Consider the following 12,770-nt stretch of genomic DNA (forward strand, 5'->3'; position numbering starts at 1 on the left):
ACATGTGCCGCAATGCCGGCACACTGCGCGAGCTGATCGGCCCCGCCCACTGGGACGCCCCGTTCGCCGTCGTCCGCGACGGCGACCCGTCCGCGCAGTCCTGGCGGGACGCCGTACGCGCGCTGCACGACGCGGCCGAGTCGGCCGGGATCCCCGGCGGACTCGGCCTGCGCGCCACGATGGGCGTGGGCGACTGGCCGTCCGCCCCCGCGCCGCGGTCGACCGGCTGGGTCTGCCCCACGGGCCGCTGCGCCCGCGTCGACCTGCACGAGGAGAGCGGCCCCGACACGGGTCTCTGCACCCTGGTGGACGGCCCGATGCGACGCGTGGTCTGACGGCGGGGACAGAGGGCGCGCGGCACGGCACCGTTGATGCACGGCAGGACACTCAAGACACTGATGCACGCCAAGACACTGGGGACGGGCTGAGACGGTGGCACTGCTTCTCGAACTCCAGAGGCGCATCCCCGACGGATGGTTCCTGCGGCGGCTGCTGCCCGCCCTGCTGTTCGTCGTGGTGGCCGTCGTGGGCGGCGGGCAGCTGGGTCACCGCGACTGGAACGACGTGGGGCTCGCCCGCGACCGCATCGCCGGAGCCCTGCCGCTGAGCCGCGGGCTCACCGCCGACGGCGCCGCCACGCTGGTGCTCGTCGTGCTGGCGGCGGTGGCCGTCGCCCTGGTGGTGCCCTTCGCCGCGGACGGGGTCGGCACGCTGGCCGCGGGCGCCTGGCCCTGGTGGCTGGCGTCCCTGGCCCGGCGGCTCACCCGGTGGCGGGCCCGCCGCTGGACCTCGCCCCAGGAGATCGGCAGGGAGGCCGTACGGGCCCGCGCGACCGGCCACGAACTGCGCGCCGCCCGGCTCGACGCGCGCCGGGCCCGCGCCGCACCGGTCAGGCCCACCTCCCCGACCTGGTCGGGAGACCGGCTCCGCGCCGCCGAGCGGAGCGCCAGGGCGGAGACGGGAACCGACCTCCCCGGCGAGTGGACCAGGCTGCTCCTCGAAGTGCCGGACGCCTCCCGCGCCGCGCTGGGCGAGGCCCGCGACGCCTACCAGGCGGCCTGCGAGGCCCTCGTCTGGAGCCTCGCGTTCACCGCCGTCGGCATCTGGTGGTGGCCCGCGGGCGTCGGCGGGATCGTCCTCTGGCTGGTCTCCTGGCGGTCCCTGCGCCGGGCGGCGGACGGCCTGTGCCACACGGCCGAGGCGGTCGTCGCGCTGCAACGGACGGCTCCGCCGCCACCCGTGTGAACGCCGTCCTCACGGCCGGAGGTCCGGAAGCACATGGGAGGCCCGGAAGCACAGGGCAGGGGTCTCCCGGGGACCGCCTACCCTTGAGGCATGACCAGCAGCAGCGACCGGAGCCTCGCAGTGGACGTTCCCGCACCCAAGAGCTACGAGATTCGCACCTACGGGTGCCAGATGAACGTCCACGACTCCGAGCGATTGTCCGGTCTGCTCGAAGACGCCGGGTACGTGCGCGCCCCCGAGGGGTCGGACGGCGACGCGGACGTCGTCGTCTTCAACACGTGCGCGGTGCGGGAGAACGCCGACAACCGGCTGTACGGCAACCTCGGCCGCCTGGCGCCGAAGAAGGCCTCGCGGCCCGGCATGCAGATCGCGGTCGGCGGCTGCCTGGCGCAGAAGGACCGCGACACCATCGTGAAGAAGGCCCCCTGGGTCGACGTCGTCTTCGGCACGCACAACATCGGCAAGCTCCCGATCCTGCTGGAACGCGCGCGCGTGCAGGAAGAGGCGCAGGTCGAGATCGCCGAGTCCCTGGAGGCTTTCCCCTCGACGCTGCCCACGCGCCGCGAGAGCGCGTACGCCGCCTGGGTGTCGATCTCCGTCGGCTGCAACAACACCTGCACCTTCTGCATCGTCCCGGCCCTGCGCGGCAAGGAGAAGGACCGCCGCACCGGCGACATCCTCGCCGAGATCGAGGCCCTGGTGGGCGAGGGCGTCAGCGAGATCACGCTGCTCGGCCAGAACGTCAACGCGTACGGCTCCGACATCGGCGACCGTGAGGCGTTCAGCAAGCTCCTGCGCGCGTGCGGGACGATCGAGGGCCTCGAGCGCGTGCGGTTCACCTCGCCGCACCCGCGCGACTTCACCGACGACGTCATCGCCGCCATGGCCGAGACGCCGAACGTGATGCCGCAGCTGCACATGCCGCTCCAGTCCGGCTCGGACACCGTCCTCAAGGCGATGCGCCGTTCGTACCGCCAGGAGCGCTACCTGGGGATCATCGAGAACGTCCGCGCGGCCATCCCGCACGCCGCGATCACCACCGACATCATCGTGGGCTTCCCCGGCGAGACCGAGGAGGACTTCGAGCAGACCCTGCACGTGGTGCGCGAGGCCCGGTTCGCCCAGGCGTTCACCTTCCAGTACTCCAAGCGGCCCGGCACCCCGGCCGCCACCATGGAGAACCAGATCCCGAAGGCGGTCGTCCAGGCGCGCTACGAGCGTCTCGTCGCCCTCCAGGAGGAGATCTCCTGGGAGGAGAACAAGAAGCAGGTCGGCCGCACCCTGGAGCTGATGGTCGCCGAGGGCGAGGGCCGCAAGGACGGCGCCACGCACCGCCTCTCCGGCCGCGCCGCGGACAACCGCCTGGTCCACTTCACCAAGCCGGACCAGGAAGTGCGCCCCGGCGACGTCGTCACGGTCGAGATCACCTACGCCGCCCCGCACCACCTCCTCGCAGAGGGCCAGGTTCTCGACGTGCGCCGCACGCGCGCGGGTGACGCCTGGGAGAAGCGCACCGCGGAGAAGGCGGCCAAGCCGGCCGGCGTCATGCTGGGCCTGCCCAAGATCGGCGTCCCGGCCCCGTTGCCGGTGGCGGCCGGCAGCGGCTGCGGCTCCGACTGACCGAGGTGCCCCGCCCGGGGCGCACGCCGGTGCCCCCGCGCGCGCGTGCGGCACCTCGGGGTTACCCTGCCGATCATGCTTGTCGCCGCCGCAGTCTGCCCCTGTCCGCCCCTGCTCGTGCCCGAGGTGGCCGCGGGCGCCGCGCCCGAGCTGGACGCCGCGCGTACCGCCTGTTCGGACGCGCTGGCGGTGCTCGCCGCCTCCCGGCCGGACCGGCTCGTGGTGATCGGCCCCGCCGAGGAGGCCGGGCGGGGCACGCACCCCGAGGGCACGCCGGGTTCGTTCCGCGGCTTCGGCGTGGACCTCGCCGTACGGCTCGGCCGGCCGGGCAGGGAAGCGGTGTCCGAGCGAGAGCTGCCGCCCTCCCTCGCCGTCGGCGCCTGGCTGCTGGGGCGGGCCGACTGGTCGGGCGCGCCGGTCGAGGGACTCGGCGTGGGGGAGCCCCTGGCGCCGGGGCGGTGTGCCGAGGCCGGACGGGAGATCGGCGCCCAGCCCGGTCGGGTGGCGCTGCTGGTGATGGGCGACGCGAGCGCGTGCCGCACGCTGAAGGCGCCGGGCTACCTCGACGAACGCGCGGTGCCCTTCGACGCGGCGGCCGCGCGGGCGCTCGGCACCGCCGACATCGCGGCCCTCGAGGCGCTCGACGCCGAACTGGCCCGCGAGCTGATGGCGTCCGGCCGGGCCCCCTGGCAGGTGCTCGCGGGCGCCGCCGAGAGCGCCGGCCTGTCCGGCACCCTGCTGTACGAGGACGCGCCGTACGGCGTCGGATACGTGGTCGCGGCCTGGTCGTGACCCCCGTCCGCAAGGGCGTCCGGAACGGAACGGCGGACGGCCGCGGGCGTTTCGCGCCCCGCGGCCGTCCGCCGATCTCGCCGGTGCCTTCCGTCGCTCAGGACGTCGGCGGGGGCGTGCTCGGGGGCGTGAACGTGTCACCGGCCGCCCCCGGCTCGTCCTTGTGCGCGAGTCGGTCCACCGCGCCCTTGGCCTTGCCGGTGCCCGACTCGATCTTGTCCGAGTACTTGCCCTTCGTCCTCTCGTCGACGACGTGGGCGGCCTTGTCGATCCCGTGCTGGATCTTGTCCCCGTGCTGTTGCGCCAGGCCGGAGACCTTGTCCTTGGCAGGGTTGAGCTTGGCCTTCAGGTTGTTCAAAAGACCCATGGGTCACCTTCCCTAGCGGGTCCGTCAGGTGCGGGCGCTCTCGCCGGTCTCACTCTCGACGGCCTTCCCGGACGACTGCTGCCGCGGGATACCGACACCGTCCTCGGCGGATTCCTCCGCCCCGGTGCCGCCCTCGGGCGAACCGGTCGATGTCCCGGTGGCGGTCGTCGTCTCCTGTGCGGCCGCGTCCTCCGTGACCGTCTCCTCCGTGACCGTCTCGTCCGTGGCCGCTTCCTCTGCGACCTTCGACCTGCGGAAAAGCCGTGCCATAACGCCCATATTCACTCCATACGGTACTCGTGCGGGCGAAATCCCGCGTAGCCCGGTGCGTCCGTTTGCGTCACCGGGAGCAGCCGCCCCGTGAACCGGCGACGGAAATCTCGCAACGGGCAACGACCTGGCGCGAGTCCTGTCACCTAACTCGTTCGAGGGCACGGTGTGACGTTTGGGAGACTGGTCCGGTGAGCAGCGCACCCCCCGCCCCCCGCGTCATCGCCGTCGTCGGACCGACCGCGGCCGGAAAGTCCGATCTGGGCGTTTTCCTGGCCCAACGGCTCGGCGGCGAGGTCGTCAACGCCGACTCCATGCAGCTCTACCGAGGGATGGACATCGGCACCGCCAAGCTGACGCCCGAGGAACGCGGGGGAGTCCCGCACCACCTCCTCGACATCTGGGACGTGACCGTCACCGCCTCGGTCGCCGAGTACCAGCGGCTGGCCCGCGCCCGCATCGACGCCCTGCTCGCCGAGGGCCGCTGGCCGGTCCTCGTCGGCGGCTCCGGCCTGTACGTCCGCGGCGCCGTCGACAACCTGGAGTTCCCCGGCACCGACCCCGAGGTCCGGGCCCGGCTGGAGGAGGAGCTGACGCTGCGCGGCTCGGGCGCGCTGCACGCCCGCCTGGCCGCCGCCGACCCCGAGGCGGCGCACGCGATCCTGCCGAGCAACGGCCGCCGCATCGTCCGCGCCCTGGAAGTGATCGAGATCACCGGGAAGCCCTTCACGGCCAACCTGCCGGGGCACGACTCGGTCTACGACACGGTCCAGATCGGCGTCGACGTGACCCGCCCCGAACTCGACGAGCGCATCGCCCGCCGCGTCGACCGGATGTGGGACGCGGGGCTCGTGGACGAGGTGCGCGCGCTGGAGGCGCAAGGCCTGCGCGAGGGGCGTACGGCCTCCCGTGCGCTCGGCTACCAGCAGGTCCTCGCGGCGCTGGCCGGTGAATGCACCGACGAAGAGGCGCGCGCGGAGACCGTCCGTGCCACCAAGCGCTTCGCGCGCCGTCAGGATTCATGGTTCAGGCGCGATCCGCGGGTGCACTGGCTGAGTGGGGCCGCGGCGGACCTCACGGAACTTCCGCAGCTCGCGCTGGCGTTGGTCGAACGACCGGTCACAGCCTGATCACGTCATGGCATCGGGACGCTCAGGCCGTCATCCGGGTCTCCGGCACCATGCCATCATCGAGCTTCGATCGACCAAGTGGAGTCCGAGTTGGGAGGGCGCGTGGCGATGGAGGCCAGCCCTCGCGACACCGCACAAGGCACCGAGCACGTCACCCCCGAGCGTGGTGAACCGGAGCCGGAGGAAGGCCGTCTGAATTCCGACGGACCGGACGGCATGGACGGACCGGAAGGTGTCGACGGTCCGAGCGGCATCGACGACACGGACGACGTGGACGACATCGAGGACGGCGTGACCGCCGACGGGCCGGAGCCGGAGGAGATGTTCGCCGGCGGCCCGGAGGTAGAGGTCGAGCTGCGTCCCCAGCGCCGGCTGCGGATCTGGCAGCTCGCCCCGATCGTCGCCCTGGCCGCGACGGGCTCCCTGATGTTCGCCTTCCCGCTCGCCTTCGACTTCGGCGACAGCGGGGCCGTGATCGCCATGCTGGGCCTGCTGATCTGCTCCTGCGCGGCAGGCTGGGGCATGATGGCCGCCCGCCGCGTCGGCTACACCTGGCCCGGCCAGCCCCAGCGCGGCTCCGGCCGTCGCCCCGACTGGCGGGTCGTCCTCGCCTACGTCGTCCTGGTCGCGGCGGTCGTGGTCCTGGCCGTCTGGCGGGTCGCGCGGCTCCGCTAGGCCCTGCCCGCGGTCCCTCTGCTCACGTCGCCTCCAGGCGGGACTGTCGTAGCCACCCCGTACGATCGAGGGATGAGCATGCGGATCGCCTTCCTCAAGGGGCACGGCACCGAGAACGACTTCGTGATCGTCCCGGACCCCGAGAACGCCATCGACCTCTCCCCGGCAGCCGTCGCCGCCCTGTGCGACCGCCGCGCGGGCATCGGCGGTGACGGCCTGCTGCACGTGGTGCGCTCCGCCGCGCACCCCGAGGCGAAGGCCATGGCGGCCGAGGCCGAGTGGTTCATGGACTATCGCAACGGCGACGGCTCGATCGCCGAGATGTGCGGCAACGGCGTCCGGGTCTTCGCCCGCTACCTCCGGCACGCCGGCCTCGTCGCCGAGGGCGACCTCGCGATCGCCACGCGCGCGGGCGTGAAGAGCGTGCACCTCGCCAAGGACGGCGACATCACCGTCGGCATGGGCAGTGCGCGCCTCCCCGAAGGGGACGTCACGGTGCGCGTCGGCGAGCGCAGCTGGCCCGCGCGGAACGTGAACATGGGGAACCCGCACGCCGTCGCCTTCGTCGACGACCTCGCGCACGCGGGCAACCTGTACTCCCCGCCGCCCTTCAGCCCGGCCTCCGCCTACCCGGACGGGGTCAACGTCGAGTTCGTCGTCGACCGCGGCCCGCGGCACGTCGCGCTGCGCGTGCACGAGCGCGGCTCCGGCGAGACCCGCTCCTGCGGCACGGGCGCGTGCGCCGTCGCCGTGGCCGCCGCCCGCCGGGACGGCGCCGACCCGTCCGTCACCGGCACTCCGGCGACGTACACCGTGGATGTCCCCGGCGGGCGGCTGGTGATCACCGAGCGCCCCGACGGCGCGATCGAGATGACCGGTCCGGCGGTGATCGTCGCCGAAGGCGAGATCGATCCCGAGTGGCTCGAAAACGCCGTCCGCTGAGGAGAGGCACGGCAGGGCATCGGAGGCCGCGACGTCCCGGCAGGCACAGGAATGCCACCGGGCCCGCGGCTGTGAGTTCGAAAACAAGACCGACCCGGCTCAGGTGGCGCGAAACCGTAAACCTCGGGAGCGTCGCTCGAATGGGTGATCCGTTTCACGCTCGGCGAGAGGCGGTCGGTCGGGCGTGATGGGCTCGGTAGCATCAAGCACCGGCCCGGACGGGGGATCGTTGCCAGCCCCCTGCGCCGTGTCCGCCCTGGGGCACCCCGTCCGCCGGTCCACGCAGCCGGAGGTGCCCATGAGTGCGGAGGCCACGAACCCCGCGACCCCAGGCCCGGTAGTGCCTGCCGCGCCCCGCAGGCGCAGCCGCCCCCGGATCGACCTGCGCCGCCTGGGCCGGGCGGCCCTGCTCGGCCCCGCCTCCCGCGGCAGGCTGCCCGACGCGATCGGCCACGTGGTCGAGTCCCACCGCTTCCACCACCCCGACGCCGACCTCGAACCCCTGCGCCGTGCCTATGTGCTCGCGGAGTCCTCCCACCGCGGCCAGATGCGCAAGAGCGGCGAGCCGTACATCACGCACCCGCTCGCGGTGACCCTCATCCTGGCCGAACTCGGCGCCGAGACCACCACGTTGACGGCCTCACTGCTCCACGACACCGTCGAGGACACCGATGTGACGCTCGATCAGGTCGGTGACGAGTTCGGTGCCGAGGTGCGCTATCTCGTCGACGGCGTCACGAAGTTGGAGAAGGTCGACTACGGCGCCGCCGCCGAACCCGAGACATTCCGCAAGATGCTCGTCGCCACCGGCAACGACGTCCGTGTGATGTCGATCAAGCTCGCCGACCGGCTGCACAACATGCGCACCCTCGGCGTGATGCGCCCCGAGAAACAGGAACGCATCGCCAAGGTGACCCGTGACGTCCTCATCCCGCTCGCCGAACGCCTCGGTGTCCAGGCCCTCAAGACCGAGCTGGAGGACCTGGTCTTCGCGATCCTGCACCCGGAGGAGTACGAGTACACGCGCGAGCTGATCGTCGACAACGCCTCGCGCGCGGACGACCCCCTCGCCGAGTTCGCCGACGCGATGCGCGCGGTGCTGCGCGACGCCGACATCCAGGCCGAGGTCCTCATCCGGCCACGGCACTTCGTCTCCCTGCACCGCACCGCCCGCAAACGCGGACGGCTGCGCGGCTCCGACTTCGGCCGCCTCCTCGTCCTCGTCAACGAGGACGCCGACTGTTACGCGGTCCTCGGCGAGCTGCACACCTGTATGACGCCCGTGGTCTCGGAGTTCAAGGACTTCATCGCCGTACCCAAGTTCAACCTCTACCAGTCGCTGCACACGGCCGTCGCCCGCGACGACGGTCAGGTCGCCGAAGTCCTCATCCGCACCCACCAGATGCACAAGGTCGCCGAGGCCGGAGTCGTCGCGCTGGGCAATCCCTACGCTCCTCCTTCGGAGGAGCAGACCGCGCCCGACGGCGAGCGCGTCGACCCCACCCGTCCCGGCTGGCTCTCCCGCCTCCTCGACTGGCAGGAGGCCGCCCCCGACCCGGACACGTTCTGGTCCACCCTGCGCGAGGACCTCGCCCAGGACCGCGAGATCACCGTCTTCCGCCCCGACGGCGGCGCCCTCGGCCTGCCCGACGGCGCCACCTGCGTGGACGCCGCGTACGCGCAGTACGGCGAGGACGCCCATGCCTGCCTCGGGGCTCGCGTCAACGGCCGCCTGGCGACCCTGAGCACCGTTCTGCGGGACGGCGACACCGTCCAGCTCCTCATGGGCCAGGATCCCGCCTCCGAACCCTCCAGGGAGTGGCTGGAGCACGCCCACACCCCCGCCGCCCGCATCGCCATCCAACGCTGGCTGGCGGCGCACCCCGGTGCGGACGGCCCGGCCGCCGCGACCGACGACACGAACACCGGCCCCGCCCAGCCCCCGTCCGACGGCACCGTGCCCCGACCCGCGCCCGACGCCCCCGCACCCCGCCCCGGCGCCGCGATCACCGTCGTGGACCGGCCCGACGCCGGGGTCCGGCTCGCCGGGTGCTGCACGCCCGTACCGGCCGACGAGGTCACCGGCTTCGCCGTACGCGGGGGAGTGGTGACCGTGCACCGCGTGGAGTGCGCCGCCGTGGAGCGTATGACGGAAGCGGGGCGCGCGGCGGTCGACGTGCGCTGGGGGGACACCACCGAGTGCCGGGTCACCCTGTTCGCCGAATCGTTCGGCCGCCCCCATCTGCTGGCCGACCTCACCGAGGCGATGGCCCTGGAAGGCGCCGAGATCGTCTCCGCGACCGTCGAACCGCCCAGCCAGCAGCGGGTACGCCACACCTACACCGTCCAGCTCCCCGACGCGGCCCACCTGCCCACCCTGATCCGCGCCATGCGCAATGTGCCCGGCGTGTACGACGTGGGCCGCGCGCACCACCAGGCACAGCCCTTCTGAGACGTGGCTCCGGGGCCCGTTCCGGCCCCGTCCGTCATCCCACGCGCGCGTGTGGGCAACCCGTTCGGGTGGGCCGGTCGCGCGTCGGCGCCATACGGGCGGGCCACGCTGGTAGCCGTGGTGCATGCCGCTCTCCCCCCGCGCCCAGGCCCACCCGGACGGCGCCGGCACCCGCCGGCCCCGTACAGCCCGCTCCCGCGGTCTCGCCTCCGCCCTGCTCGCCTCGGCCGTCTCCGTCTGCCTCGTCGCCGCGGGCGCCCCGCCCACCCCGCTCGGCGTCGGCGACCGCCTCTTCCCGCACCTGGGCAACCCCGGGTACGACGTGGCGTCGTACGACCTCGCCCTCACGTACTCCGGAAGCAACACCAAGCCGCTCCAGGCGGTCACCACGATCGACGGCTGGACCACCGACACCCTGGACCGGATCAACCTCGACTTCGCCCACGGCGACGTCCAGTCGGTCGAGGTCGACGGGGAGGCCGCCGACTTCGCCACCGCCGGCGAGGATTTGGTGATCACGCCGGCCGACCCGTTGCCCCGCGGCGACTGGATGCGCGTCACCGTGCGTCACACCAGCGATCCGGTGAGCGCCGAGGGACGGGACGGCGGCTGGGTGCGGACCGCGGACGGCCTGGCCATGGCCAACCAGGCCGACGCCGCCCACCTGGTGTTCCCGTGCAACGACCACCCCTCCGACAAGGCCATGTTCACCGTCCGGGTCACCGCGCCCAACGGCTACACGGCCGTCGCCAACGGCCTGCCGACCGACGTCGACCGGGCGGGCCGCGCGACGACATGGACGTACCGCACCCTGCACCCGATGGCCACCGAACTCACCCAGGTCTCCATCGGCCGGTCCGCCGTCCTGCACCGCGAGGGACCGCACGCACTGCCCGTGCGGGACGTCGTCCCCGCCAAGGACCGCGAGGTCCTCGAACCCTGGCTGAAGAAGACTCCTGACCAGATCGCCTGGATGGAGAGCAAGGTCGGCCCGTACCCCTTCGAGACGTACGGGGTGCTCGTCGCCGACACCGTCACCGGCTTCGAACTCGAGACGCAGACCCTCTCCCTCTTCGAGAAGAGTCTGTTCACCGAGCCCGCCTACCCCAAGTGGTACGTCGAGTCGATCATGGTGCACGAGCTGGCCCACCAGTGGTTCGGCAACAGCGTCAGCCCGCGCACCTGGTCCGACCTGTGGCTCAACGAAGGACACGCCACCTGGTACGAAGCCCTGTACGCGCAGGAGAGGAAGGCCGACCGCACCCTGGAGGCACGCATGAAGGCGGCGTACGGCGCCTCCGACCGCTGGCGCACGGCCGGCGGCCCGCCCGGCGCCCCGAAGCCGCCCGCTCCCGGCCAGAAGATCGGCATCTTCCGCGCCAACGTCTACGACGGCGCGGCCCTCGTGCTCTTCGCCCTGCGCGAGGAGATCGGCGAGGAGGCCTTCGAGCGGCTGGAGCGGACCTGGCTGACCGACCACCGTGACGCCGTCGCGAGCACGGCCGACTTCGTCCGCCTCGCCGGCGAGATCTCCGGCCGTGACCTCGGGAGCTTCTTCCAGCACTGGCTGTACGACGAGAAGACCCCGCCGATGCCCGGTCACCCGGAGTGGAAGCCGGTCGCGTCGGCCGTCAAGGCCCCTGAATAAGGCGATGACGAGACGGGCCGTACCGTGCGACCATCGTCGGGTCGGCGGGGCACGGGACACGGGAATCTCCCGGGGCGCTCGTGCGTTGTGCAATATGACCGCCGAACCGGCATTCGCAACGACGTAAGGACCCAATGACCTCCTCTTCTTCCGCTTCCCAGGACAACAAGCGCTTCGCGCACGCCTACCCCGAAGGTCTTCGGGCCGATGCCCTGATGGAAGAGGACGTCGCCTGGAGCCTCGACACCGACGGAGACCGGGACGGCGACCAGTTCGACCGTTCCGAGCGAGCGGCCCTGCGCCGTGTCGCGGGCCTCTCCACCGAACTCGAGGACGTCACCGAGGTCGAGTACCGTCAGCTCCGCCTGGAGCGGGTCGTGCTCGTCGGCGTCTGGACCTCGGGGACCGCACAGGACTCGGAGAACTCCCTCGCGGAGCTCGCCGCCCTCGCGGAGACCGCCGGCGCCCTCGTGCTCGACGGCGTGATCCAGCGCCGCGACAAGCCCGACGCGGCGACCTACATCGGATCCGGCAAGGCCGACCAGCTGCGCGACATCGTCCTCGAGACGGGGGCGGACACCGTCATCTGCGACGGTGAACTGAGCCCCGGCCAGCTGATCCACCTCGAGGACGTCGTCAAGGTCAAGGTCATCGACCGTACCGCCCTGATCCTGGACATCTTCGCCCAGCACGCCAAGTCCCGAGAGGGCAAGGCGCAGGTCGCGCTCGCGCAGATGCAGTACATGCTGCCGAGGCTGCGAGGCTGGGGTCAGTCGCTGTCCCGTCAGATGGGCGGCGGCAAGGGCGGCGGCCTCGCCACCCGTGGTCCCGGTGAGACCAAGATCGAGACGGACCGGCGCCGGATCCGCGAGAAGATGGCGAAGATGCGCCGGGAGATCGCGGAGATGAAGACCGGCCGCGAGATCAAGCGCCAGGAGCGCAAGCGCCACAAGGTGCCCTCCGTCGCCATCGCGGGTTACACCAACGCCGGAAAGTCCTCGCTGCTCAACCGCCTCACGGGCGCGGGCGTGCTGGTCGAGAACTCCCTGTTCGCGACCCTCGACCCGACCGTGCGCCGGGCCGAGACCCCGAGCGGCCGGCTGTACACGCTGGCGGACACCGTCGGCTTCGTCCGGCACCTGCCGCATCACCTGGTCGAGGCGTTCCGCTCCACCATGGAGGAGGTCGGCGAGTCCGACCTGATCCTGCACGTGGTGGACGGCTCGCACCCGGCCCCGGAGGAACAGCTCGCCGCCGTGCGCGAGGTGATCAGGGACGTCGGCGCGACCGGCGTGCCCGAGATCGTCGTGATCAACAAGGCTGACGCGGCCGACCCGCTGACGCTCCAGCGGCTGATGCGGAACGAGAAGTACTCCATCGCCGTCTCGGCCCGTACCGGCCAGGGCATCGACGAGTTGCTGGCGCTCATCGACGCGGAGCTGCCGCGGCCGTCCGTCGAGGTCGAGGTGCTCGTGCCCTACACGCACGGCCAGCTGGTCGCGCGCGCCCATGCCGACGGCGAGGTGATCTCCGAGGAGCACACGGCGGAGGGCACCCTGCTGAAGGCCCGGGTGCACGAGGAACTGGCGGCGGATCTCGCGCCGTACGTTCCCGCGCCGCTTCTCTGAC

At 72.3% G+C, this 12,770-nt stretch carries 12 protein-coding genes; 10 read left to right on the forward strand and 2 right to left on the reverse strand.

The features are described 5' to 3' along the window. Positions 1 to 2: 2 nt before the first annotated feature. From ACFWJX_RS25090 to ACFWJX_RS25105, 4 genes are all read left to right on the forward strand, one after another. Complete coding sequence (locus ACFWJX_RS25090) at positions 3 to 335, forward strand: hypothetical protein (protein ID WP_383247224.1); 333 nt, start codon at positions 3 to 5, stop codon at positions 333 to 335. Between the two features lie 97 nt (positions 336 to 432). Beyond that, complete coding sequence (locus ACFWJX_RS25095) at positions 433 to 1,245, forward strand: hypothetical protein (RefSeq protein ID WP_383247227.1); 813 nt, start codon at positions 433 to 435, stop codon at positions 1,243 to 1,245. 90 nt (positions 1,246 to 1,335) lie between these two features. Continuing rightward, the gene (miaB, locus tag ACFWJX_RS25100) at positions 1,336 to 2,865 is read left to right on the forward strand and encodes a tRNA (N6-isopentenyl adenosine(37)-C2)-methylthiotransferase MiaB (protein ID WP_383247229.1); all 1,530 of its coding nucleotides are present in this window, start codon (positions 1,336 to 1,338) and stop codon (positions 2,863 to 2,865) included. Positions 2,866 to 2,940: 75 nt separating this feature from the next. After that, positions 2,941 to 3,657, forward strand: a complete 717-nt coding sequence (locus ACFWJX_RS25105; protein WP_383247232.1) for a class III extradiol dioxygenase subunit B-like domain-containing protein — start codon at positions 2,941 to 2,943, stop codon at positions 3,655 to 3,657. Between the two features lie 97 nt (positions 3,658 to 3,754). On the opposite strand, the gene ACFWJX_RS25110 is transcribed toward ACFWJX_RS25105, so the two are convergent. Both ACFWJX_RS25110 and ACFWJX_RS25115 read right to left on the reverse strand, forming a co-directional pair. Then, complete coding sequence (locus tag ACFWJX_RS25110; protein ID WP_383247234.1) at positions 3,755 to 4,024, reverse strand: antitoxin; 270 nt, start codon at positions 4,022 to 4,024, stop codon at positions 3,755 to 3,757. Between the two features lie 24 nt (positions 4,025 to 4,048). Continuing rightward, entirely contained in the window at positions 4,049 to 4,303 is a 255-nt protein-coding gene (locus ACFWJX_RS25115) for a hypothetical protein (protein ID WP_383247237.1), read from the reverse strand. Between the two features lie 182 nt (positions 4,304 to 4,485). On the opposite strand from ACFWJX_RS25115, the gene miaA reads away from it, so the two are divergent. The 6 genes from miaA to hflX all read left to right on the forward strand — a co-directional run bounded on the left by miaA (position 4,486) and on the right by hflX (position 12,769). After that, the gene (gene miaA / locus ACFWJX_RS25120) at positions 4,486 to 5,424 is read left to right on the forward strand and encodes a tRNA (adenosine(37)-N6)-dimethylallyltransferase MiaA (RefSeq protein WP_383247239.1); all 939 of its coding nucleotides are present in this window, start codon (positions 4,486 to 4,488) and stop codon (positions 5,422 to 5,424) included. Positions 5,425 to 5,532: 108 nt separating this feature from the next. Next, a complete protein-coding gene (locus tag ACFWJX_RS25125) occupies positions 5,533 to 6,099 on the forward strand; it encodes a hypothetical protein (protein WP_383247722.1) in 567 nt (188 codons plus the stop codon). 72 nt (positions 6,100 to 6,171) lie between these two features. Then, positions 6,172 to 7,041 carry a diaminopimelate epimerase gene (dapF, locus tag ACFWJX_RS25130; RefSeq protein ID WP_383247242.1) on the forward strand — a complete coding sequence of 290 codons (870 nt, stop codon included), beginning with the start codon at positions 6,172 to 6,174 and terminating at the stop codon, positions 7,039 to 7,041. Between the two features lie 298 nt (positions 7,042 to 7,339). Further along, positions 7,340 to 9,493 carry a RelA/SpoT family protein gene (locus ACFWJX_RS25135; RefSeq protein WP_383247245.1) on the forward strand — a complete coding sequence of 718 codons (2,154 nt, stop codon included), beginning with the start codon at positions 7,340 to 7,342 and terminating at the stop codon, positions 9,491 to 9,493. Between the two features lie 124 nt (positions 9,494 to 9,617). Beyond that, positions 9,618 to 11,141, forward strand: coding sequence for a M1 family metallopeptidase (locus ACFWJX_RS25140; RefSeq protein WP_383247248.1), 1,524 nt, complete (start codon positions 9,618 to 9,620; stop codon positions 11,139 to 11,141). 134 nt (positions 11,142 to 11,275) lie between these two features. Then, positions 11,276 to 12,769, forward strand: a complete 1,494-nt coding sequence (gene hflX, locus ACFWJX_RS25145; RefSeq protein ID WP_383247251.1) for a GTPase HflX — start codon at positions 11,276 to 11,278, stop codon at positions 12,767 to 12,769. The last annotated feature ends 1 nt before the right edge of the window (position 12,770 follow it).

Origin of the sequence: Streptomyces sp. NPDC058335, from assembly GCF_042723915.1 — a bacterium.
Taxonomy (GTDB): domain Bacteria; phylum Actinomycetota; class Actinomycetes; order Streptomycetales; family Streptomycetaceae; genus Streptomyces.

Coding starts and splice junctions, on each gene's coding strand:
- ACFWJX_RS25090 (WP_383247224.1), top strand. CDS start 3: ATGTGCCGCAATGCCGGCACACTGCGCGAGCTGATCGGCCCCGCCCAC.
- miaB (WP_383247229.1), top strand. CDS start 1,336: ATGACCAGCAGCAGCGACCGGAGCCTCGCAGTGGACGTTCCCGCACCC.
- ACFWJX_RS25105 (WP_383247232.1), top strand. CDS start 2,941: ATGCTTGTCGCCGCCGCAGTCTGCCCCTGTCCGCCCCTGCTCGTGCCC.
- ACFWJX_RS25110 (WP_383247234.1), bottom strand. CDS start 4,024: ATGGGTCTTTTGAACAACCTGAAGGCCAAGCTCAACCCTGCCAAGGAC.
- ACFWJX_RS25115 (WP_383247237.1), bottom strand. CDS start 4,303: ATGGGCGTTATGGCACGGCTTTTCCGCAGGTCGAAGGTCGCAGAGGAA.
- ACFWJX_RS25125 (WP_383247722.1), top strand. CDS start 5,533: ATGGAGGCCAGCCCTCGCGACACCGCACAAGGCACCGAGCACGTCACC.
- dapF (WP_383247242.1), top strand. CDS start 6,172: ATGAGCATGCGGATCGCCTTCCTCAAGGGGCACGGCACCGAGAACGAC.
- ACFWJX_RS25135 (WP_383247245.1), top strand. CDS start 7,340: ATGAGTGCGGAGGCCACGAACCCCGCGACCCCAGGCCCGGTAGTGCCT.
- ACFWJX_RS25140 (WP_383247248.1), top strand. CDS start 9,618: ATGCCGCTCTCCCCCCGCGCCCAGGCCCACCCGGACGGCGCCGGCACC.
- hflX (WP_383247251.1), top strand. CDS start 11,276: ATGACCTCCTCTTCTTCCGCTTCCCAGGACAACAAGCGCTTCGCGCAC.